21 protein-coding genes and 3 pseudogenes are annotated in these 22,618 nt (G+C 32.2%); 7 read left to right on the top strand and 17 right to left on the bottom strand.

All coding sequences use genetic code 11. The features are described from left to right. Positions 1–13: 13 nt before the first annotated feature. From ACUN26_RS27920 to ACUN26_RS27895, 6 genes are all read right to left on the bottom strand, one after another. The gene (locus ACUN26_RS27920) at positions 14–3,091 is read right to left on the bottom strand and encodes a type 2 lanthipeptide synthetase LanM family protein (protein WP_000611163.1); all 3,078 of its coding nucleotides are present in this window, start codon (positions 3,089–3,091) and stop codon (positions 14–16) included. Positions 3,092–3,634: 543 nt separating this feature from the next. Further along, positions 3,635–3,808, bottom strand: coding sequence for a hypothetical protein (locus tag ACUN26_RS27915; protein ID WP_000429376.1), 174 nt, complete (start codon positions 3,806–3,808; stop codon positions 3,635–3,637). Between the two features lie 44 nt (positions 3,809–3,852). Then, positions 3,853–4,050 carry a hypothetical protein gene (locus ACUN26_RS27910; RefSeq protein WP_001198627.1) on the bottom strand — a complete coding sequence of 66 codons (198 nt, stop codon included), beginning with the start codon at positions 4,048–4,050 and terminating at the stop codon, positions 3,853–3,855. An 88-nt stretch (positions 4,051–4,138) separates the two neighbouring features. Continuing rightward, positions 4,139–4,330, bottom strand: a complete 192-nt coding sequence (locus ACUN26_RS27905) for a plantaricin C family lantibiotic (protein ID WP_445540906.1) — start codon at positions 4,328–4,330, stop codon at positions 4,139–4,141. Positions 4,331–4,422: 92 nt separating this feature from the next. After that, positions 4,423–4,614: a plantaricin C family lantibiotic gene (locus ACUN26_RS27900; protein WP_001198625.1), complete on the bottom strand. Its 192-nt coding sequence runs from the start codon at positions 4,612–4,614 to the stop codon at positions 4,423–4,425. Positions 4,615–4,702: 88 nt separating this feature from the next. Then, the gene (locus tag ACUN26_RS27895; RefSeq protein WP_001198626.1) at positions 4,703–4,894 is read right to left on the bottom strand and encodes a plantaricin C family lantibiotic; all 192 of its coding nucleotides are present in this window, start codon (positions 4,892–4,894) and stop codon (positions 4,703–4,705) included. A gap of 447 nt (positions 4,895–5,341) precedes the next feature. On the opposite strand from ACUN26_RS27895, the pseudogene ACUN26_RS27890 reads away from it, so the two are divergent. Beyond that, positions 5,342–5,446, top strand: a pseudogene (locus ACUN26_RS27890) (DUF5065 family protein); the annotation flags it as partial. 269 nt (positions 5,447–5,715) lie between these two features. Further along, a pseudogene (xerS, locus tag ACUN26_RS27885) lies at positions 5,716–6,486 on the top strand (tyrosine recombinase XerS); the annotation flags it as partial. A 152-nt stretch (positions 6,487–6,638) separates the two neighbouring features. Here xerS and ACUN26_RS27880 read toward each other — a convergent pair. After that, positions 6,639–7,274 carry a hypothetical protein gene (locus tag ACUN26_RS27880; RefSeq protein WP_000443215.1) on the bottom strand — a complete coding sequence of 212 codons (636 nt, stop codon included), beginning with the start codon at positions 7,272–7,274 and terminating at the stop codon, positions 6,639–6,641. 141 nt (positions 7,275–7,415) lie between these two features. Further along, complete coding sequence (gene hemA / locus ACUN26_RS27875; protein ID WP_000287835.1) at positions 7,416–8,645, bottom strand: 5-aminolevulinate synthase; 1,230 nt, start codon at positions 8,643–8,645, stop codon at positions 7,416–7,418. Between the two features lie 558 nt (positions 8,646–9,203). Here hemA and ACUN26_RS27870 point away from each other — a divergent pair. Together ACUN26_RS27870 and ACUN26_RS27865 are read left to right on the top strand one after the other, a co-directional pair. Beyond that, positions 9,204–9,695 (top strand): GNAT family N-acetyltransferase, encoded by a 492-nt coding sequence (locus ACUN26_RS27870; RefSeq protein ID WP_001156581.1) that lies wholly within the window; start codon positions 9,204–9,206, stop codon positions 9,693–9,695. A 12-nt stretch (positions 9,696–9,707) separates the two neighbouring features. Then, the gene (locus ACUN26_RS27865) at positions 9,708–10,775 is read left to right on the top strand and encodes a Gfo/Idh/MocA family protein (RefSeq protein ID WP_000866042.1); all 1,068 of its coding nucleotides are present in this window, start codon (positions 9,708–9,710) and stop codon (positions 10,773–10,775) included. Positions 10,776–10,790: 15 nt separating this feature from the next. Here the strand turns inward: ACUN26_RS27865 and ACUN26_RS27860 are convergent, their stop codons facing one another. Next, positions 10,791–11,657 (bottom strand): LysR family transcriptional regulator, encoded by an 867-nt coding sequence (locus tag ACUN26_RS27860; RefSeq protein ID WP_000022496.1) that lies wholly within the window; start codon positions 11,655–11,657, stop codon positions 10,791–10,793. Positions 11,658–11,973: 316 nt separating this feature from the next. On the opposite strand from ACUN26_RS27860, the gene ACUN26_RS27855 reads away from it, so the two are divergent. Continuing rightward, positions 11,974–13,140 carry an MFS transporter gene (locus ACUN26_RS27855; protein WP_000755607.1) on the top strand — a complete coding sequence of 389 codons (1,167 nt, stop codon included), beginning with the start codon at positions 11,974–11,976 and terminating at the stop codon, positions 13,138–13,140. A gap of 677 nt (positions 13,141–13,817) precedes the next feature. Here the strand turns inward: ACUN26_RS27855 and nheC are convergent. The 4 genes from nheC to ACUN26_RS27835 form a co-directional block, all read right to left on the bottom strand. Next, positions 13,818–14,906 (bottom strand): non-hemolytic enterotoxin subunit C, encoded by a 1,089-nt coding sequence (gene nheC, locus ACUN26_RS27850; protein WP_001039026.1) that lies wholly within the window; start codon positions 14,904–14,906, stop codon positions 13,818–13,820. A 272-nt stretch (positions 14,907–15,178) separates the two neighbouring features. Next, positions 15,179–16,315, bottom strand: coding sequence for a non-hemolytic enterotoxin subunit B (gene nheB / locus ACUN26_RS27845; RefSeq protein WP_000743454.1), 1,137 nt, complete (start codon positions 16,313–16,315; stop codon positions 15,179–15,181). A gap of 59 nt (positions 16,316–16,374) precedes the next feature. After that, positions 16,375–17,535 carry a non-hemolytic enterotoxin subunit A gene (nheA, locus tag ACUN26_RS27840; protein ID WP_000709940.1) on the bottom strand — a complete coding sequence of 387 codons (1,161 nt, stop codon included), beginning with the start codon at positions 17,533–17,535 and terminating at the stop codon, positions 16,375–16,377. Between the two features lie 665 nt (positions 17,536–18,200). After that, on the bottom strand, positions 18,201–18,554 hold the full coding sequence (locus tag ACUN26_RS27835; protein WP_000289512.1) for a hypothetical protein: 354 nt from the start codon (positions 18,552–18,554) through the stop codon (positions 18,201–18,203). A gap of 302 nt (positions 18,555–18,856) precedes the next feature. Here ACUN26_RS27835 and ACUN26_RS27830 point away from each other — a divergent pair, with 302 nt between their 5' ends. Further along, on the top strand, positions 18,857–19,405 hold the full coding sequence (locus ACUN26_RS27830) for a recombinase family protein (RefSeq protein WP_033659284.1): 549 nt from the start codon (positions 18,857–18,859) through the stop codon (positions 19,403–19,405). 83 nt (positions 19,406–19,488) lie between these two features. On the opposite strand, the gene ACUN26_RS27825 is transcribed toward ACUN26_RS27830, so the two are convergent. The 4 genes and pseudogenes from ACUN26_RS27825 to ACUN26_RS27810 all read right to left on the bottom strand — a co-directional run bounded on the left by ACUN26_RS27825 (position 19,489) and on the right by ACUN26_RS27810 (position 21,933). After that, positions 19,489–20,022, bottom strand: a complete 534-nt coding sequence (locus tag ACUN26_RS27825; RefSeq protein WP_000347974.1) for a hypothetical protein — start codon at positions 20,020–20,022, stop codon at positions 19,489–19,491. A gap of 35 nt (positions 20,023–20,057) precedes the next feature. Continuing rightward, positions 20,058–20,732: pseudogene (locus ACUN26_RS27820) on the bottom strand (RHS repeat domain-containing protein); the annotation flags it as partial. Positions 20,733–20,920: 188 nt separating this feature from the next. Next, positions 20,921–21,358, bottom strand: a complete 438-nt coding sequence (locus ACUN26_RS27815; RefSeq protein WP_001061275.1) for a hypothetical protein — start codon at positions 21,356–21,358, stop codon at positions 20,921–20,923. After that, positions 21,358–21,933 (bottom strand): polymorphic toxin type 35 domain-containing protein, encoded by a 576-nt coding sequence (locus ACUN26_RS27810; protein ID WP_000561926.1) that lies wholly within the window; start codon positions 21,931–21,933, stop codon positions 21,358–21,360. Before ACUN26_RS27810 ends, ACUN26_RS27815 begins: the two co-directional genes overlap by 1 nt. Before the next feature lie 40 nt (positions 21,934–21,973). On the opposite strand from ACUN26_RS27810, the gene ACUN26_RS27805 reads away from it, so the two are divergent. Further along, a complete protein-coding gene (locus ACUN26_RS27805; RefSeq protein WP_000127207.1) occupies positions 21,974–22,537 on the top strand; it encodes a recombinase family protein in 564 nt (187 codons plus the stop codon). Positions 22,538–22,618 lie beyond the last annotated feature (81 nt).

Here is a 22,618-nt window from a genome sequence, read left to right as displayed (position 1 = left end):
ATAATCACACAATTTATCCAGAAACATCAGAGAAAAATTTATCATTCTCCAAGTTCAAAATGTTAGGAACTTTTTCCGGAAATGCCTGCTTTAATAGACCAAATCCAATACCTGACAGACCACCCATTAACCCTTTAATATCAAAAGCACGATGGACCCCCGTGTTATTCCATTGTTGATTATTTAGAAGTCTGAGCAGATACGCTCTGACTACATTGATAGTATCCTCATTACGATCAAGAACTGAATTAGCATAAAGTAATATTTCTAATTGTCCAAAATCGCCGTGACAATAAACAGGTTCTGTCCCAAAACCTAATTTAAGAGTTGTTTCAAGAGCAATATTAATTTCTTGATCAATATGTGCGTCCCAATATCCATTTTCCAACAATCGTAGTCGAGATAATAATATGCCCGGCGCACCATGACACCATGTAACCCTTGCAGTATCATTAGGAGTAACCCAATTTTTCAATTCAGCACAATAGTTTGCACGCTCATACTGTAATCCTTTTTCAATATATTCAATGTACTCTGCACGTTGAGTTACCCTGTATAACGATGATAATGAAGCAATAATTCCAGATACGCCGTGAGAATACCCCACATAGGGTTTACGATTCGGTGTCGTCAACCAAGCCATGCTACCATCTGGCAATGTTTGTGCATTCTGAAGCAAATGCTCCGCACATTTCTCCGCACCTTGCAACGCTTCTGTCCAACCCGTTCCATGATATATATGTAAAAGTACATCAATAGCTCCAGCTGCACCACCTATATAATCGAATGCGGTGTCTTTATCAACGAGTTCACAATAATAAGGAAGGTATTCTTTAACAATTTGTAGTAACTCTTCATCATTCCATAAGCGTGACAACTGATAGGTAGCAAATACGCCACCCCCGATGCTACCAGCTTCAAATGCTCCAATGTTCAAAGATACAGCATTTGATCTGCACTTATCCCTCATAATTTCTAGCAACGGCTGCAATGCTTTTCGAGCTATATTTTTATATTGGTTATTTGCAGTCAGTTCAGATAAATAACCTAAAAACAACGCAATTCCACTATTCCCATTATAAAGGTCATTTCCTACTGGAATTAGTCTCAGTTTTCTCTCATCCTCACCACTGGCTACTAAACCAATCCATGTTATATCATCAGCTGCAGTATTCGAAGGTATAATTGCCGATTGAACCAAATTTTCTCCAATTGCAGTAGCTAATCGGACATACTCGGCTTTCCAATTAGATCCTAGCGCATCGTTTGAATCTTTTAATTGAATTTCAGGAATACGATAGGAATAAAGATCTGGCTTAGATGCTAAAACAGACATATTTAGTAATTGCAACTGTTCTTTTAGGTCCTTCTCGCCCATTTTATCGATTTTATTTATTACAATGTCTATACCTGATTGCTCAAATAACTGCGGAATTCGTTCACCATTAGATGCCCAAGCATCTCTTTCAGACGGACAGGTGTAAAAGATAGGGATATCCCCATCTTCAATATCACGCATCTCGTAGGGAACAAATTTTAAATGTTTAGGATCAGCTAAGCATTGCAACCATAATCGATGCAAAACAACTTTACGATCTAATTCGTCTCGCAATAAATCAGGATGATATAGCGTACGCATTAGTTCACCATATGCTCTAGTATTTCGCACTATCACTCTAACTCTAACATCGTCAAACTCTCGAATCATTTCTTTCAGTCTGTGCTTATTCTCCATCATAATCCTGTATGCTTGAGCAAACCCCTGTTCAATGTCATTAATATATCGATAACTATCTACAACTTCGTTATTATAATGTGGAAGGTTATGAGTTTTTCCTGATTCCCCCATACCTCTTTCTAACCTCATTCGATCCGTTCCTCTATCAACGAGACTCACTGCATTCGGTACTTTTTTTCCACCGGATCCAAAAATACCGCTAATGTCAAAACCTGAGTACGTCTCTGAGTTATAAATGTACTGTGGTAACATGCCAGAAGACATAACAGAATAATATAGAATTTCATAGGCATGACCATTGGCGTCATGTTCAAATTCCTTCTTACTTATATGTCGATGAAATAAGGATTCTAGATCAATTACAACAGGGCTAGATCCATGCGCAATAATATTCTCATAATGGAAGTCCGTAGCGTTAAACATGTACATCATAGCCAAGTTTACGCCCATATTTTTATAGAATTCACTAATTTCTTCAAGGGATTTGCACTCAGAAAATTCGACAAACTCTGTCCAGCCGTAACTTCCACAATCTATATTTTCTATTATTTTCATATACGGAACGCCAAACTGACGCATCCACGATAGAATTCGATAATATCCTTTATCAACCCTTAGTGAACGGGGTTTATATACCAATTTGCATCCTGTCGTAAACTCTAACATCGTTACACTTCGTCCATCATGAGTATCGCCTACACCAATATGTAGCCGAACAAGCTTGCCGAACTGCTTTACCTCAGGCATATGTGAAACAATTTTCGAATAGTCAGCCGTAAACCTATTTAACACTTCACTAACATGTGATGCCCATTTTTCAGTTATACGAAGCAATGAACGAATTAACTCAGGATATTCATTGGCCAATTGTCTTAAATACTCTTTGTCATGTAGCAAATTTTCAAAGTACTGGTACCTCTTTTCTGAAGTTTCTCCTTGTAGAAGTCCCTGATCACTTAATACGTTCAATTCCAATATTAAAGTTTTGTAGCTAAAATCTATGATTTTTTGGAATAAAGAAGGTAGCAGACTTTCAAAAAAAGAATTACTTGTATGTAAAATATGAGAATCTAAACCACGAATTGTTCCCTGCTTTTCCAATAAATCAATAGCCAGTAATAAAAAACGTTCAACGAATCCTGAAAATAAGGGCGAAGTAGTAGAGAAGCGGTCTTCCACCGTGCCTTTCAACAACTCTTCCCACTGATATTTCCAAGTTAAGTCATTTCTCTGCAAATTTATAATGGTTCCAACTTCTAGATTGGACACCTCTTTGAGGCTCTTTTCCAAATACTCTTCTTTATCATAGAAAAATTTTGACCAATATTTTAACTTGTCACTAGTATTTATCACTGTATAAAACAACCTTTCTATAATTTTAGGATACCGCCAAGATACGTGTAAAAATAGGTCATAGACTTACTTTTATTTCTAGAGGCGATTTAATGAGCTTATAAATATCGTTTCGTCTATTTTTATTAAAGAATTTGTCTATTATGGGTTAACCTTAATCATCCATTAGTTAGCTACTGAAAACACTTCGTTTCAATTGTATAATTAGGGTGTATGAAAATAAGTTCAAAATTTATAGAGAAAATCTTGATTTTTATTCAATTTGGAAATACAATTAAGGTTATAACTCAAAATCACATGTATCTTGGCTGTATCCCAATTTAAAAGTAGATAATTGACACACCTACATGGAACAGAGAGCATTCCAAGCTATATATTCAGCAAGCACCATTTACAATGCTTCGATAATATCAGCAGAATGCCCTCCGATAGAATCCATGTCAAACCTAAACGGATTACCACTCCGTTACTACTGTGAATCAACTAGCTCTAGAATAAAATACTATATTCCTTAAGATTGTACTAACATCTGATTGCAGCTATTTAGCTACAGATACCTATCCACGGAGTATAATCAGCTGTAATGGTAGCAAGACAATTTCCATCCGTAAAGCCTAGCGCTTGAGCACCACCAGCTACTGTATCCATCTCAGTAGCTGGTAATTCAGATAGCACGCTACCTACCGGATTATATGTAGTTGCATTAAGATTTTCCATTGCATAGTTATCTCCTGCTTGTTACTACTGTGAATCAACTAGCTCTAGAATTTTCCACATCCCAATAGCCAAGGAGTACAATCAGCCGTAATGGAATAAAGACAATTTCCATCCGTAAAGCCTAGCGCTTGAACACCACCAGCTACTGTATCCATCTCAGTATCTGTCAATTCAGATAGTACGCTACCTACCGGATTATGTGTAGCTGCATTAAGATTTTCCATTTGATTTTTCCATTGCATAGTTATCACCTCCTTGTTACTACTGTGAATCAACTAGCTCTAGAATAAAAACTGTATTCCTTAAGATTGCACTACTGATTGCAGCTATTTAGCTACAGATACCTATCCACGGAGTACAATCAGCCGTAATGGTAGCAAGACAATTTCCATCTGTAAAGCCTAGCGCTTGAACACCACCAGCTACTGTATCCATCTCAGTATCTGTCAATTCAGATAGTACGCTACCTACCGGATTATGTGTAGCTGCATTAAGATTTTCCATTTGATTTTTCCATTGCATAGTTATCACCTCCTTGTTACTACTGTGAATCAACTAGCTCTAGAATAAAAACTGTATTCCCTAAGATTGCACTAACATCTGATTGCAGCTATTTAGCCACAGATTGGTAACCAATCTGTACAATCAGCCGTAATGGTAGCAAGACAATTTCCATCTGTAAAGCCTAACGCTTGAGCACCACCAGCTACTGTATCCATCTCAGTATCTGTCAATTCAGATAGTACGCTACCTACCGGATTATGTGTAGCTGCATTAAGATTTTCCATTTGATTTTTCCATTGCATAGTTATCACCTCCTTGTTACTACTGTGAATCAACTAGCTCTAGAATAAAAACTGTATTCCTTAAGATTGCACTACTGATTGCAGCTATTTAGCTACAGATACCTATCCACGGAGTACAATCAGCCGTAATGGTAGCAAGACAATTTCCATCTGTAAAGCCTAGCGCTTGAGCACCACCAGCTACTGTATCCATCTCAGTATCCGTCAATTCAGATAATACGCTACCTACCGGATTATGTGTAGCTGCATTAAGATTTTCCATTTGATTTTTCCATTGCATAGTTATCACCTCCTTTCATAAACTTTATCCTGCCAAGCAGGACAAAGTTGTCCACCTCCATAAGATAATTGAATAATAGCTCACTAACTACCCACTTCATCTTCTATTTATATATTTAATCTCATATATTAAGAGATTAAATATATAAATAGAAGATTTCATTTTTATTAAATACCTAATCGTAGAAAGCGGATTCAGAAAACAATTTATTTAGAATTTATTCCAGTAATTGTTTATACCTCTTACATGGTTAATATTAACATGGAACATTATGGATAGTAAAGAGGTAATTTGTATATTTATGGAATAATTTAGCGGTTAGATAGAAAAGTTTTATGAGGAGAAGAACAGTTAAATGTAGATTTGGAATAAAGACTGCTCAAAAGTCGGCTGTAAACGTTGATTTTATACATAGAAGAGATCCAAGTATTTTGAGCAAAGATTAATGGTAGATTTTTAACGTCTATAACATCAGTTTATAAGCCAGGATCATATGTAGCTGTTATGAAAATTGGAGAAAATTATTATTATGGTGGCAGCTTTAAAATTTAAAAATAATGAAAGTTAATTTCACTAATGATAATATTTTTGATATGATTAATGTATAATAAAAACATAACTCATGTAATAGTCTAGGCGGTATACTTGACCAACGACCGCTTAGCTAATGAGTTATACCGCTTAGCTAATGAGTTATACCGCTTAGCTAATGAGTTATACCCCTTAGAAAAGGTACCTTGCAGCAGGGGTACCTTTTCTTTTATTTTCAGTGGTAAATTATTTTAAATAGAAGCTATATAGGGGTCACCATATCATTTTGTGTTAACAGAAAAATTTCAGCCTTAAAATCATCATTTAAGTATCTTACCTCCCTATCTGAGAATGAAGATGGAGAATGTTATTTTTATAGAAATGTAATGGCTAAAATAGAAATACATAAAGATAAAGAAACATTAAACGCTCGTGCAAAACGTATGAGATCTAAGATATTTCATAATGATGACGATCAAGAATTTTTGAATTATGTTAAGTATGAACACGAAAAATCTTTAACAAAACATCAGTTGTTCTATTTCCTAAGAGATAAAGATCGTGATGTAGCTATCCTTTCCCTTTTTCTTGGTAGTGGTATTCGTGTAAGTGAATTGGCCGATCTTCGTATGGAAGATATAAACTTAAAAGAAAGACTAATTGATGTGATCCGAAAAGGAAATAAAGAAGATTCAGTATGGATTACCCCCATTGCGTTGAATGATATTGAAAAGTATATGGAAATTAGAGATAACAAATACGCTCCAGGGAAAGAATTAAAAAATGTGTTTTTATCGAAGTATAAACATACTGCACAGCCTCTTTCGGTTAGAGCTATCCAAGATATAGTAGAAAAATATACGAAGGCCTATGGAAAAAGAATGTCTCCCCATAAATTAAGACATACACTGGCAAATAAATTATATATGGAAGAAAAGGACTCATTACAAGTGATGCAACAACTTGGGCATACCAGTCAAGATACAGCTTTGCTATATACACAACTTGGGGAAACAACTATTAAAGATAGTTTAGGAAGAATAGGAAAGAATAAACAGTAAAGAATAAAAATTCAGCAATTTTTTATTGCTGAATTTTTATTCTTTCCCATACATTTATAATCGGTTTTAAATTCTATATATTATTCATTATAATATTTGAGTCTCATTTTATACTTCTATAACGAATAATGCGAAACTTATTATGAATTAATTCAATTTATCACAATAGCCGTATAGACATAAGGATTACTATGAATCCTTTCAATTATTTTAGCCGATGGTAATCTGTCTAATTCAATGACCATAATATTATCTATCTTTTGAGATGAACAATGAATTTTTATAATATTAATTTCATAATCATTGAATAAGGATGTTATAAAAGCGAGAAATTTACAACTGTTTTTATTTCGTACTAAAAGATTTGGACTGTTTTCTGATATTTTAACATTAAAACCATTAATTTCTGAAATAAGTATTTTTCCCACATCATTTTTATATGTAACAACTTCTATACTTTCTGTTCCATTTAACAAAGAAATTTTTGCAGTATAAGGATAACTTGTTTTTGCATAACCTTCTACAAATTTAATTACAGTACAATTATCAATAATAAATGGAACTTTTTCTAACATATCCTTTTCAGAGGAACTAAATATTCCTTTCAAAAAGCCTATTTGTAATTCATGTTTATTCGTGACGTTTTTAAAGCTTCCATAAATTGAAATATTCACTTCTTCAGGTCTTAAAATAAATAATTCTCTAGCTAACTTACCCATTTCGGTTCCCATAATTTCAGGTGATAAATTATTAGTTTTTACAATATCGAACATAGAACAACTTTCCATAACTAACTCCCCCTCACTTAAAATACCCCATATTTATATGGGGTATTTTAAGTAATAAACCATATGTAATTTTAATATAGTAAAATATTATTTAAATAAATAATTAATATAACCATATATAAAGAATTTAAAATAATAGTATCATACTATGACTTGTTCTTCTTTCAAGAAAGGTATATCGAATGCAATAAATACTTCGGTTAGTGCATTTGTTAATTGTATAATTTGTTCTTCAGTGTGATTTGGAGTAATGTTTACCCTAAATCTCTCGGTCCCAATTGGTACAGTTGGTGAATTAATTGGTTGTAAATATACATTATGTTTCTCAAGTAACTGACGTGCAGCCGCTTTACACTTTGTTGCATCACCAACTAAAACTGGTAATATATGTGTCTCGCTTGAATTCATAATTGGAATTCCCGCTCTTTCAAAAGAATTCCTTAACATTTCTGTTTTTTTATGTAAACCATCTCTTTCTACTTTAGAAACCTTTAAGTGCTCAACACTTGTATAACATGCCGCTACTATAGCTGGTGGTAGTGAAGTCGTAAATATAAAACCCGAGGCAAAAGATCGGATTGCATCAATCATTGGTCCCGAACCTGTAATATAACCTCCGATAACACCAATTCCCTTAGCCATAGTCCCTTGAATAATATCAACCGAATCTGCAATACCTAGATCAGCAGCTATTCCTGCCCCTCTAGGTCCATACATACCAATTGCATGAACTTCATCAAGGAATGTTAAAGCGTTATATTTCTTAGCAAGTTTAACAATTTCTTCAATTGGTGCAATGTCACCATCCATAGAATAAACTGACTCAAAAACAATTACTTTTGGTCGATTATATGGTTGTGATGCAAGTAATTGCTCTAAATGTTCTGTATTATTATGCTTAAAAATTGTACGCTCTACCTTCGTACTACGTATCCCATTAATTATAGATGCATGATTAAGCTCATCGGAAAAAACAATACAATCTTCAAATAAACGTAGTAAACACTGAAGTGTTGCATCATTTGATCCATATCCTGTCGGGAATACAAGCGCAGATTCTTTACCATGCCATTCAGCTAATGATGACTCCAATGCCTCATATTGATAATGTGTACCACCAATATTTCTAGAACCACCTGATCCCGCACCATATAAATCAATTGCATTATGCATAGCCTCAACAACAACTGGATGTTGTGACATCCCTAAGTAATCATTACTGCACCAAACTACTACAGGTTGACTATCTTCTGATCCATTTAATTTAGCTAAAGGATATTGTCCACGAATTCGATTTAATGTAACAAACTCACGGTATTGCCCACTTTTTTTCAGTTCTACTAGCTTTTCATTTAATATTTCTGTATACATATTGTGCCTCCAATTATAAGTTCTCTAACTATCAATTTAAAGGGGTAATGTAAAAAAATGTTAATAAAGTTGTGGTGCTCTCTCATTATAGGCATAATGCACAAAAAAAACAAACGAAAATTTTAAAAATAAAATTTTTTCGGTAAATTATATTTTTACTCTTCCTATATATATATATTTATATTAAATTTTAAGTTTTAATACGATTAGAAATAGTGAAAAGCTGATAAATAGAGTGTTTACAGCCATTTATCTAACAAGAAAATAAATTTTTTATTTTTAAAATTTATTTCTAAAGAGTTAGAAAATTAATATTGATATAATATTTAAGTCATGATAATATTTGGCTCGTGAAAACTAATTTTACAAAAAAGGTATTTTTAGGTTATTAAAGTTAATAGTTAAAGATCAACTATACATTCTCAAATTAAGTTTATGATCATAAAAATGATTTATCATTATATTTTGATTCATAGATAAAAATGTCTTTAGTCTGGTTATTATAACCCCTAAAAATACAGATCCATCAAACAATGAACTCTAGGAGGAAATTTGATTATGCAAGAAAAATTAGTGATTCGTAAAGCTATCATTCAAGACACTGAAGAATTAGTGGAATTAAGAAAGATTTTATTATCTAGTGGTGACACACATTATGCAGCAAAAAGTGAAGAAGATAATTTGGCCTGGCAAAATGCTTATCGCCATTGGATTAAAGAGAATATTTCAAATGAGAATGTACTGATTCAGGTCGCTCAATATGATAAAGATGAAAAAATATGTTCATGTGTTATTGGAATAATTGATTTACGCGCTCCTATGGTAGGTGCACTTAACGGACGAGTTGGTTGGGGACAATCTCTTGTAGTAAGCAAAGATAGACGCGGTCTAGGAATTGCAGAAGCCATGATGGATGCTTTTCATAATTGGTTTAAAGAAAATGATGTTCAAAAAATTGTTGTTCAATCTAGTAAGATGGCTGAAGAGTTTAATAGAAAAAGAGGTTATCTCCAAACTGGAGAACAGTTATTATTTAAAACAATAGAATAGGAGCATACCAAAATGAAAGTCTTAATTATTGGAATGGGTTTTTCAGGGCAAATGTTTTTAGAAGCTTTCCATAACATCTCACATCTATACAATAATGATATTGATATTGCTTACACTTCAAGATCTCAAAAAGATATTAATTTAGTGTATTATCCGACTATCGAATCTGCTTTAGAATTATTTAAACCAGATATTTTAGTAATATCCGTTAATGACGAAAATCATGGAGAAGTATTATTTTCAATTCAAAATTTCAACGGATTTGTAATATGTGAAAAGCCTTTTGTTGATCCAAATTTCAAATTAGAAAATGCAGAGAAACTATTAAAATACACATCGGGCTTTTGTTTAAATATGGTTGCAAGATATTCACAAGCCGCTCGATTATTAAAAGCATATGTAAATGAAAATAATTTAAAATTAGTACGTGCCAACTTCTTATGGGAAAAAAATAGAATTAATGACTACCGACCTACAACAGGAGTTATCAGCGAAATTATACACTCTTTAGATCTTGTTCAATGGATCAACGGTAATTCACCATTAAAATTAAGACATATTCAAGGGGTAAAATCTGATTATTCAATCTCTGGAGATGAAATTTCAGATAGCGTTTCTGTGATGGGTGAAATAAATGGTGCTGTAGTGACAGGATACAGTAGTTTTGTAAACTTATTTAGAAGAAGAGAATTAGATTTTGTTTTTCAAGATGCTAATAATCAATTAATTTTTGCTCAACTATCTTATGACACGCCAAACTGGTATGAAGATTCAGTAAAAATTTGGACAGAAACTAGTACACAATCTGAAGAACTGTTATACTTTAATTCCCTTGAACATGAATATGATGGGGATAGAAAAATAGAACGAATTATAAATGTAGTCAAAGATGTTACTGATTTTGTTATGCTAGAAAAAGAACCTTCTTTTGGTTTTCCAAACCTAAAAGATGCAGTTCGCTTACAGAAATTACTTAATGAAATTGATTCTAAGAAATCGAGCTTTTACACAGTTAAATATAACAGTTCGGAGAAAAGGGTCTTGCTTAACGAAAAAAGCGGATTTGGACGACTAGGATAAAAAATAGCAAGGAACTTAAAATAAGTTCCTTGCTATTTTTATAAATTCCTGAACATAATAGCCTTCTGCTTGTGTTAATTCTGTAGAATGTTTATAAGATATGTATATATTTCTATAATGTCTATCTGGTAATTTGTATATCTTTATATTATCAAATGATTTTAAGAAAAGCTTTGGTCCTATAGAAATACCTATTCCTAAATCAATCATTTTCACTATTGTATTGCAGTCACTTATATATGAATGAACCTTAGGCTCTATACTGTGCTGATTAAAAAATTTCTCAACTTGATTTCTGTACGGCGCTGCTGGCATAATGATATTATTTTGATCAAAGAAATCCTTTAAAGAGCAATCTTCAGGAATTACCTTTAAGTCATTTGGTGTTGCTATAACTAACTCATCTTCCCAAAATGGAACGGATTCACATCCGAATTCCCCGTTAATTGTAAATCCCAGGTCAATTACTTTATTAATAACCCATTCTTGAATTTCATCATAAGTCCCCTCAAATATTATAATTTCAATAAACGGATACAATTTATTAAATTCTTTCATAATTGGAGGTAATATATGTTTTTTTACACTTGTAAAGGCCCCAATCTTTAGTGTTTTAGGCAATAATTCATCATTAAAATTAGTCTCTATTAATTTACGGTTTATATTTAATATCTGACCAATATACTCATAAGCTTTAGTGCCATGAAGAGTTAAAGTAATTGTTCGACCAGTTCTTAGGAATAAAGACGTTCCTAATTCCTTTTCTAAGCTAGAAATTGCATGGCTTACTGCAGATTGCGTCATGTTTAATTTTTCAGCAGCCTTTGTAAAACTCCCCGTTGTAATAACTGATTCAAAAATTTCATACTTAATAATACTCATGAGTTTTTTTCATCCCTTGCATTAATATTATTCATTTTATTTAATTCCATTCATTAAGTATACTAATATTAACCTACTTAAGCTAGACGAGTAATGATTATCAAATGTTATTTTACCTTAATTTAATCTGCAGATTTTTAATTACTATGACATTATTCAATAATTATATATAGCTCAATTATTATAATTGAAAACGAAATCCTTATAGAGTTATATATTGATTTAATAATCATTCTCTATCTGTATAAAACTAGCAACTAGAGTGTATAAGATTGATAATTTATTTTAATCTTGACAATGTAAAGGTGGCAAAACTATGAAAAAAGTTATTTTTTTAGCTATTGGTATGTTTGCCTTGGGATTCGATGCTTATATTATTGCTGGACTGGTTCCTGGAATTAGTGATACCTATCAAAAAAGTGCATCCCAAGTTGGGCAAGCGGTAAGTATATTTACATTATGCTATGCAATATCCGCTCCACTGTTTGCTTCTCTCTTAGCAGGTAAACCTATCAAAAAAGTTCTATTGACTTCAATAGTTATATTTGGTCTTGCAAATGCATTAACTGCAGTATCTCCAAACTTTTCGGTATTCTTAATATCAAGGGCAATTGCTGGTGTTGGTGCTGGATTATTTTCTCCTTTAGCTGTCGCAGGCTCAACTATGTTAGTACCTGTAGAAAAGAAAGGACGCGCACTTGGCTTAACAATCGGTGGCATGAGTATGGGAACTGTATTAGGTGTTCCTATAGGTCTTTATATCGCAGACAAGTTTGATTGGCAATCAGCAATGTGGTTTGTGGTACTACTTAGTTTAATTGCTGCTATTAGTATTCTTAAGTTTCTACCGCATGTTCCAGTCACGGCACCACCTGCTATGAAAGAAAGACTTGCAATGTTTTTAGATAGAAGAGTTACTATCACTGTTTTAATAACATTCTTTGCAAGTATTTCAAGTTTAGGTTTATATACCTATCTATCGCCATTATTACAAGATCTTGATAACTCAAGTGATTTAACAATTTATTTATGGGCTTGGGGATTGGGTGGATTATTTGGAAGTATAACAATTGGATATTTAATTGATTACTTCAAAAAACCAAAAACTTTAATGGCTCTTATTTTAATTATTTTAACTGTCTCAATTGTATGTATTCCGATAATGATTAATCTAACAATTATAAAGTACTTACCATTTTTCATATGGGGAGCAATGGGATGGGCATCAGGAGCACCACAGCAACATATTTTATTATCCTATCAACCTAAACATGGAAGTGCAGCTGTGGCCCTCAATAGTTCAATTAACTATCTAGGAAGTTCAGTAGGTGCCACATTAGGTGGAGTAGTAATTTCTCTTGGAATGGGGACTATGGCTCTAATCTACTTCGCGATAATTTCTATGATTATTTCATTAGGCCTACAATTTTATAGCATGAGAAGTAATACCTTTAACATAGCTACTACTAAAAAAGCTGTTTAAAATAAGTCTATTACAATTATAAAACATAGAAATGGCATTAATTAGTCTGTATCTTTTTATAGAGAAACAAAAAGAAGGCGGTTCTTTTAAAACCGTCTTCTTAAAATAGTAATACCATCTTTTATATAGCTAGTTATTTAATATTTTCTTTTATTAGATATTTAGGTTAAACAATTTATATTTCTATCATTCCTCTATTATTTCATATTCATCTGAAATAATATTTTTATTCTGTCATTTTTGTAAATTAATACCGTTTTTATATTAAATTCAATATTTTATCCAGTCACCCTAAAAAAACAGATCCTCAGATTCGTATGTATCAGGTTTTAAACAACAAACCAATACAAATACATGCACAACAACTTAAAGGCCTACTTCAAGTTATTGAGGTACTTAAAAAGAAATCCACTGTTTTCAGCCGGTTTTGTTAAGCAATTTCTATATACTATATGCTAATCTCTCAATTTTTTATCTTGGATCTCTTCTAAGCCCTTTTTGTATCCCTTTTCTTTTGCTACATGATTCATTATTAATAATGTCTCCTACATTCCACGAACCTGAAACAACTAAACTATCTTTTCTATATAACGTATATTTTGTTATTTTACACGTATTCAGTAGCAATCCGGTGCCATTTGTATAATTCGTTCTTCTGGTGGGTCTACTTTTATAATCTATTCTCCTTGTACAATCTTAGCACCTTCATATAATTTATCCGTATAATTTTTAAGGTCTTGCCAATTATCCTTCGCTGTATCCAGATCTGCTCTTATAATCTCATCAAACAGGTCTAGATTAATATCGTTAACACTGTCAATTAATGATTTATATTTTTTCCCCACTGTCCCCCACTGAGTCTTTATATCCTCAAGAGCAGTAACAGCTGTACCAACTGTTGCAGCCATATGTTCCGTTTTATTTTTGGCATCAGTCAAAATAACTACTTCTGCCTCTGCTCCAGAAATTCTGGACTTTAATTGTTCTATTTCTTGTTGTGCAGATGCGATATTCTTGTCAGTAGTAACAATCAATGGTATACCAATCGGAGGCATAAATACAGATAAAGCTATATAGCCACCACGTTTATCATAGTTTTCTTTAATTGTATTATTATAATTCTCAATTCTTTGTTGTAGAAGCGGAATACCAGCGTTCGTACTTTCTAGAATATTCTCCAATTGATTGAAATCTTCTTTGAAATTTCTTGTATTTTTTGCTATTTCACCTTGAAAATTTTTCAATTTTTCTAACAGTACATCTAATTTTTGACTATTGTACAAAATACTATTGTACAAATTTTCTAGTTCATATTTTAATTTCTCTGTATCTTTTTGCTCTATAGCAGTTAGTAAAAGCTTATAACTTGCTTGAAACGTATCATTATAACTTACAATATTCTGATGCGTGTACATAATACGAGTTTTAAAATACATGAACCAAAAGTCGGCATTCCCTATTGCATCCTGTTGATGCTTAATCATGTTTGCTTGTAAATCACCATTTATAGAACTTATTTTACTTAAATCTGTCAGCTGTTGATTGCTGATTGTATTGGCATATGAATCCATTGTAAGGATATTTGCCACCATTTTTCCCATTACTTCTTTAAATTCACCAGGACCAAGGGAATAGTTCTTCAAACTTTCTTGCTGTTGGGACACAGTTTGTTCTGCTGCCAAAGTATGAAGTGGAATTACATTACTCGCTGCCATTCCCGTAATGATTGTTGACAAAATAATTTTCTTATATAAATTCTTATTCATCTTTTTCACCTACTCTTTCACATACATCACATGTTTTATTAAATTCATAAGCTTCGATTCTTTACTTCAAATGAATTACGATGATTGCAAATAAAACAACATATTAAAATAGAGATTCTCGTACTTTCTTATTCTATAATTTTTATTAAGTTTCATAACTATATAGGAAGTCTCCTGCTCATACTTGAACAGGAGACTCACATTATATATTCTTCAAAAAGGAAACTCAGTATATTATATTTTCATTACTTCGGCAATTTCTTGAAGTAATATTATTTTTTATCTTCTACGAATGAAATCTCACTACTTTGAATTTTTTCAGCATACTTTCTAATATCCGCCCAATGATCCTTCGCTGTATCCAGATCTGCTGTTATATCCATAGCAAGGAATTCTGGGTCAACAGCTTTAGCACTCTTAATCAATGAGTCATATTTTGTTCCCATTCCATCCCACGCAGTCTTTATATTTTCAAGAGAAACAATAGCTTTATCAATTGTATCTGTTAAATTTTTAATATCACTTTGCACTATCGTTAACCTAGCTGACTGTAGTTGCGCCATTGAAATATTTTGTGTTAGCGTTATAATTTCTTCTTGTGCCTTGATTATCTGCTGCTGCGATGAAACTACTCCGTATATCCCGCCTCCTAATATAGGTGCACCAATGGGCGCAAAAGGTGAAAGAACTAAATATGCACCAGCAGCAGTTGCAACCGACGATGCAATATAAATTTTGTTATTCTCATCGATTAATGCTTTATTTGTTTCGATTTGTTTCTGAAACAGTGGAATTCCAGCTTCTTGACCAGTTAAAATATTTACGATATCTTCAGAATTCCCTTTTAAATTTTGTGTATCTTTTTCTAATTTGCCGCGAAAGCTTTTTAAATCCTCCACTAATTTGGTCACTTGATCTTTATTCTGTGAAATTTCACCATTCAACTTTGTAAGCAAAGCTGTTAGTTTGACTGGATCATTTTTATATTGTAATAAATAACGAGAATAATTTTGGAATTTTGTATCATAACTGATAATATTTTGATTTGTCGTAACTATCCCTGATTTCAAATTATTTAACCAGTATGTTGCATTTTCTCTAGTAAGATTTTGGTTGGCTTTAATGGATGTTTTTAAATTATCGCCAACTGAAGGTAAACCATCCAAATTAATATCTGCTTGTTTAAGAATAGTTAAGGCATACAGGTCCATTACCAACATATTGGATTTAGTATCCTTCATCGCATTATCAAGCCCTGTTGGTCCAAGGTAATAACTAGGGTATTTAAGGTCTTGATTTGCATAAATAGGTGCTGGTTCCGCTGCCGAAGCATATGATGGCATAATGCCACCCGCTACGATTGTTGCTATTAATGTAGATAAAGCCATTACTTTATAAGGTTTTTTCATCACATTTTTCTCTCCTTACATTATATTATTAAGAATTATTGTTCTGGATTCTACAAATCTCATCCTGTTACTTTTATTTTTGTAACACTCTCTTGATATTCCGTTGTTTGTTTTTTCAATTCATCCGTAAACTGTTTAAGCTCTTTTAATCGTGCTTGTAATGAATTTGAATCTATTTTTGCATCAGTATTAAGACTTGTCCCCGTTTCAATCATTATGATATTAAAGGTGTCCCAACTACTTACTAGATTGTCAAAACTCTGAGTTTGCTTTTTAACTGTTCTTGTAAAGTTATTTAATTGCTGCTCAATAAGTGTCATTTGAGTTGCTTGCACTTCAATATTCGATAAATTTTGTACCAATTGAATTAGTTTCTGTTGCTTTTGAGCAATAGCTTTATTCAGTTCTGTTACTTTATCATTTGTGAGTTGTCCATATTGGTTATAAACCGCTTCCAAATTAGACACGTCTACAGTTTTATCCTTAACTCCGTCTTTCAAAATATTAATAACCGACTTTGTAATATTTAAAGAACCGTCTAGATTTTCTTTTGGTAGAGCTAGAAGTTTTTCAAAATCTTCTTGAATACCTGCATTAAGTTGTCCCATTTCCGTTCTTAATTTTTCAATGTCACCGTCGGAACCCTTATAAGATTCAAACGCTTTGCTAACTTTACTAGAAAATTTATTACTATCTTCAACCAATTCGTTTTTAGAATCGTTTAAGTCTTCTGAAGTTATTTTCATATTATACTGAATTTTTTGAACGTCACCTTGAAGTAAGTTAAAAATACGTACAAATAATGCTCTTGCTTCCGGATCTTCATTCATCTTTCCAGATAGTTCAACTAATTTATTGTAGTAATTTGTAAATCTTATTCCGAAACTCTGTATCTCTTGATTTACAACGGATAATTTGTGGTTATTTACATCCAGGCAGTCTCGAACATGGTTTCTTATAGTGGCTTGATCAGTTGTTATTCCATATATAGTACTTACATCAAGATCTGGTTGCTGTAATATGATTAGCCCATATCCTTGAATTAATGGCGTCTGTGATCCTAAGTTCGTAATCGAATTTGATAACCTATCCATAGCGGGTCCAAGTATACTACTTGGTTGTAAATAAGTTGTATTACTTTCTGCATAAGTATTTACAGGTGAGAAGCAACTTGTAGATACTGCTGTAACTAATAACCCTGCGACTAACGCTTTTTTCATGGTGATCCCTCCCATTTATTGGTGCCTTTTGATAAAATAGTTGGACTAAATTTTAATTAATCTGAAACCTAACATTGTAACTATTAATCTATATAGATTATTTTAAAGATGATTTTTTAGGAATATAGATTGTAAACATTTGTACATAATGCTCTACTATAAACTTATTTCCTAAGTCATTACATAAAAGGCATATACGAAGATAATCTTGATTTTATATGTCTTAAAATGTAACTAACATCTTGTGCCCTTATTAAAACATCAAATTTCCATTGCGTATATAGTAAAATTTTGTTGATTTTTGTATAATTTTGTCCTTTTTTGTTTTTTTATCTTAATTATTTGATATGTGTAGAAATTAAAATACTATACTTCTAAAATTGCTATGCAACTTCACTACTATAATTAAAATAATTATAATTTAATAGTACTAATAAAAAGGTACTTAATTTAATTTAACTAGGTGAATTTTCATTCCAGAAAAATTATTTCAGTATAATTTTTCAATACTTTTCGCTTATTTCTTCCTCTATATGGATATGTAAAATTGCATATCTATATAGAGGGAAGTTAACTATTATATATACATAGTCATAAGGGTTCTGTTGCAAAGTTTTTGGAGCTGAGCTAGATCAATTTTCAGAATCATTTTCTTTTTTGTCTTTTTAGATTTTGGAGTTGGGGGATAATAATTTTTCTTTTAAATTCTTTAAAACCTTCTCTCTCTTCTCTTTTAATTCAGGCTCTCTCCACCAACGTTTTAAATCTGATTTATTATCAATAATATTAATTGCTTTTTCTTTAACCAGAGGTTCCAGTCTTCCCATTTCCCATTGGATTGCCGCTAAGGCAATCCAAAAAACATTTTCTTCATATTTTCTTAATGATGGAACATATTTGCTTATCAATATACTAGTAGCTTTCTCTAAACTATATCCATCACTTATTAAATTTTGAAAATCAAACTTTATATCTTCAGATAAATCATCTTCAAAGATACCTACTCCTGATACATACATTTTCTAGCCTCCTCTATTTCCTTTTAACCATGAATTGTGTAGCTTATTCCATTTCTTTTTAACATCTTTAACACTTTTTTAGAAGCACCTACTTTTCCAGTTCGAGCACTTTTATAAAAGTGCCAATGCGCTCTCCCTTAACAGGTATATTTTTATTTCTTACTAGCATTCTATCTTTTAGAATTTGTTTCCTCACAAATTTACTATTTTTAACGTAACCTACCTTAATAAGAAAATTCTTTTATATTAGAGTAAGTAGTAAAGATCAATCTATTAAGGGATAATTTGCAACCGCAGCAGAGATAAGTATTCCTGAAGAATACATCTTTATAGAAAGAGCAAGTGGAAAAGATTTTAAACGTCCTGAATATCAACTTATGAAGCGTATGTTGAGAAATGGAGATGTTTTATATATTCAATCACTAGATCGTTTGGGAAGAAATAAACAAATGATTTTAGACGAATGCCAAGAATTAATTAAGGAAAAAGAAATTGATATCGTTGTGTTAGATATGCCCCTTCTTAACACCATGAAATATAAAGATTTAAATGGAATTGAAACCCTTATTTCAGATTTAATTTTACAGTTATTAAGTTATATGGCTGAAGATGAAAGAAAAAGGATCCGTGAACGACAAAAAGAAGGGATTACAATTGCTCTTCAAAAAGGAGTTAAATTTGGCCGCAAAAAAGTTGAAATAGATGATAATTTTAAAGAAACTTATCGAGAATGGAAAAATCATAAAATTACTGCAGTAGAAGCAATGCAAAGAGTAGGAATGAAGAGTAATACATTTTATAGAAGAGTAAAAGAATACGAATTTAGCTTAGAAAAAAGCAAGCTTCCTTAAAAGGAAAGCTTGCTTTTTTCTAATTTTCTCCTTTTCAAAAGGATGGGCAAAAACACCTAAGATATAATTCCATTTTATTATTTTTATGTTGCACAAATATCCAAATTATTACTAGCAATTGTTAAAAGTGCACCATCATATTGAATAAATGCACACGCCGATGATGGAACCAATTTGATTTGTGGTACAAAGCATTCTCCCATTAAACGCTCCATAAATTTACTTTGATTTATTTTCTCTAATTTAATGTCAACGCTATTTCCTAAACTGATAATAGCCAAAGTATTTTCTATACTTACACCATAAAACAACTTGATTATATATAATACTTCTGTCCTTGGTATAGAATTAAAAATAAAGAAAATGTCCCTTCTTCCCAAATCAAAAACTGTGTAGGAAATTTTTTTAGAATCTATTTCTTCTTTTAAACTTTTTTCCTCAGATTTATCTACATGTACAATAAACTGATTAATCCTCTCTTGAAAAAGCAAACTTAAGTTATCAACATTACGATTATAATCATCAAATAAATCGGTTTCATATATATCAGTTACATTACTAACACGATATATATTTTCATCTTCGATATGTTGAACCTTTTCGAATGTAAAATCCATAATGCACCTTCTTTTCTCTCAAGGTTATAATTATTTTATTTCCATTTCACCTTACTTCTTTTAGGATATATAATGTGATGTTTATTCTTTTTATAGTTCCAATGCAAATGTAAAACCTTTCTGGTTGTCCTTTTTTTATTTTCTCTAATTTGATGATAATCCAATGCAAACAATCTAGAATCGGTGGATTTTGTCTGCTTTTTTTTGCGATTTACAATCGCAAATATCCTACCATCTCTTTTGCTCGGCCCCTGAATGGTGTATTTGCGATTTTTCCATGCATCCTTTGCCTTATTCGCTGTCCATTTAGCCGCTTTTTTTCCATATTTCACACCATATTTTCCAACTATTCTAGCGCCTGCTATCGCTACCGGTACAAGCCATGCCCACTTACCATCTGGATCTGTCATCATCACCGGATTATTATCTCCATACGTATATCCATTCTGCGTCACAGGATCATCTTCATCACCCAGATCTGGATCTATTGATAAGAATACACCATGCTCTGGGTTGTAGTAACGAGCAATTAAGTAATACATGCCAATTTCTTTATCATACATGTACCCCGCATATCCAAATGGATTGTCTGCTGCGATACCTTTTGCATCACTCTTTAATACGTTCCCCCATGCATCGTATTCATAGTTTGCGACAACTTGTCCATTTTGGTCTGTCATCGCAATGACATCACCACGTGGGTTGTAGTATAACGCTTCTTCTTATGATTTTATAATCAACAAAAATTAATTGTATACAAAAAGAGAGAAGAGTCTACATCACATCAGCTCTTCCCTCTTTCAATTACTTCTCTGTTTATTATTCTATTTTCATTTATTCTACATCATATAGCAAACATTCATTTTCCAATTCAAATAACGAACTTACTATCCATTTGTCATAAATTTTCTTCTATATAATTTTTAGCTACCTCATTGTTTGGGTCATCTTTTAATATATCTTTTGCCCAATTCATAGCTGATTTTTCTTCAAAAACATCATCTGGAACACTAGCAAAAAACAATAAAAACTCCCTATATTGCATATTATTAGGCTCCAATTCGATACACTTCTTTGCATGATAAAAAGCAGCTAGGTATGCCCCCTCTAAATGACATAGTGGATGACATAAAATATCTGATGCTAGTGAATGTAATCTAGCATCATTTCGACTCTCTAAATAACTAGTCAAGAAAGTGTATACAATAATATTGGGTTCATTAAAAGACCATTCTATTAATAAATCCTCTAATTCCTCAATACTTATTTTATTTGCATGTGCTATAGCATTTCCAATGTCTCCTCGATAAATTGCATCTTTTAACAAATTATTCATTATTTTACCCACCCATTTGATATATATATCTTCCCGTTCTTTTTAGCATACGTAACCGTTACTTGTTGTCCTTTCACCTTCATAGTTCTTTGATAACTTGATTTTTTATATGGTGTTTCCTTTCCTTTCCTCATTACCTTCCCCATAACTTTAGAAACAGATTTAAAATCACCTGGTTTTTTTGTAACTTTATTCCAATTGTGCTTTGGAGCTAAAATATGCTGTACTTTATTAGTTTGCTTCCCTATATTTTTTAATTCTTTGTTCACAGCCCTAGAGTGTTTATAATTATTATAAACTGTCTTCGCCTTATTACCTACCCACTTTGCTGCCTGTTTACCATATTTCGCACCATAGCGGATTGCATATTTCGCACCATACCTAGCTGCTACCATTCCACCTGCAATTGCAACCGGTACTAACCATGCCCATTTACCATCTGGATCCGTCATCATCACTGGATTATTATCTGCATATGTGTACCCATTCTGTGTCACAGGATCATCCTCATCACCTGGATCAGGATCCACTGATAAGAATACACCATGCTCTGGATTATAGTAACGAGCAATCATTAGAGTAAGTAGTAAAGATCAATCTATTGAAAGACAACTTGTGACTGCATCAGAAATAAATATTCCTGAAGAATACATCTTTATAGAGAGAGCGAGTGGAAAAGATTTTAAGCGTCCTGAATATCAACTTATGAAGCGTATGTTGAGAAATGGAGATATTTTATATATTCAATCACTAGATCGTTTGGGAAGAAATAAACAAATGATTTTAGACGAATGGCAAGAATTAATTGAGGAAAAAGAAATTGATATCGTTGTGTTAGATATGCCCCTTCTTAACACCATGAAATATAAAGATTTAAATGGAATTGAAACCCTTATTTCAGATTTAATTTTGCATTTATTAAGTTATATGGCTGAAGATGAAAGAAAAAGGATTCGTGAACGACAAAAAGAGGGAATTACAATTGCACTTCAAAAAGGTGTTAAATTTGGCCGCAAAAAAGTTGAAATTGATGATAATTTTATAGAAACTTATCAAGAATGGAAAAATCATAAAATTACTGCAGTAGAAGCAATGCAAAGAGTAGGAATGAAGAGTAATACATTTTATAGAAGAGTCAAAGAATACGAATATAGCTTAGAAAAAAGCAAGCTTCCTTAAAAGGCAAGCTTGCTTTTTTTCTAATTCCCCCTTTTCAAAGGGATGGGATAAGCACCATAGTTGAATTCTAGTTAGTGACAA

The organism is Bacillus sp. WC2503 (genome assembly GCF_052682895.1).
This window is presented reverse-complemented; position numbering and strand designations above follow the sequence as displayed.

Coding starts and splice junctions, on each gene's coding strand:
- ACUN26_RS27915 (WP_000429376.1), bottom strand. CDS start 3,808: ATGGAAAATCTTAATGCAACTACATATAATCCGGTAGGTAGCGTGCTA.
- ACUN26_RS27910 (WP_001198627.1), bottom strand. CDS start 4,050: ATGCAATGGAAAAATCAAATGGAAAATCTTAATGCAGCTACACATAAT.
- ACUN26_RS27905 (WP_445540906.1), bottom strand. CDS start 4,330: ATGCAATGGAAAAATCAAATGGAAAATCTTAATGCAGCTACACATAAT.
- ACUN26_RS27900 (WP_001198625.1), bottom strand. CDS start 4,614: ATGCAATGGAAAAATCAAATGGAAAATCTTAATGCAGCTACACATAAT.
- ACUN26_RS27895 (WP_001198626.1), bottom strand. CDS start 4,894: ATGCAATGGAAAAATCAAATGGAAAATCTTAATGCAGCTACACATAAT.
- ACUN26_RS27880 (WP_000443215.1), bottom strand. CDS start 7,274: ATGGAAAGTTGTTCTATGTTCGATATTGTAAAAACTAATAATTTATCA.
- hemA (WP_000287835.1), bottom strand. CDS start 8,645: ATGTATACAGAAATATTAAATGAAAAGCTAGTAGAACTGAAAAAAAGT.
- ACUN26_RS27870 (WP_001156581.1), top strand. CDS start 9,204: ATGCAAGAAAAATTAGTGATTCGTAAAGCTATCATTCAAGACACTGAA.
- ACUN26_RS27865 (WP_000866042.1), top strand. CDS start 9,708: ATGAAAGTCTTAATTATTGGAATGGGTTTTTCAGGGCAAATGTTTTTA.
- ACUN26_RS27860 (WP_000022496.1), bottom strand. CDS start 11,657: ATGAGTATTATTAAGTATGAAATTTTTGAATCAGTTATTACAACGGGG.
- ACUN26_RS27855 (WP_000755607.1), top strand. CDS start 11,974: ATGAAAAAAGTTATTTTTTTAGCTATTGGTATGTTTGCCTTGGGATTC.
- nheC (WP_001039026.1), bottom strand. CDS start 14,906: ATGAATAAGAATTTATATAAGAAAATTATTTTGTCAACAATCATTACG.
- nheB (WP_000743454.1), bottom strand. CDS start 16,315: ATGAAAAAACCTTATAAAGTAATGGCTTTATCTACATTAATAGCAACA.
- nheA (WP_000709940.1), bottom strand. CDS start 17,535: ATGAAAAAAGCGTTAGTCGCAGGGTTATTAGTTACAGCAGTATCTACA.
- ACUN26_RS27835 (WP_000289512.1), bottom strand. CDS start 18,554: ATGTATGTATCAGGAGTAGGTATCTTTGAAGATGATTTATCTGAAGAT.
- ACUN26_RS27825 (WP_000347974.1), bottom strand. CDS start 20,022: ATGGATTTTACATTCGAAAAGGTTCAACATATCGAAGATGAAAATATA.
- ACUN26_RS27815 (WP_001061275.1), bottom strand. CDS start 21,358: ATGAATAATTTGTTAAAAGATGCAATTTATCGAGGAGACATTGGAAAT.
- ACUN26_RS27810 (WP_000561926.1), bottom strand. CDS start 21,933: ATGATTGCTCGTTACTATAATCCAGAGCATGGTGTATTCTTATCAGTG.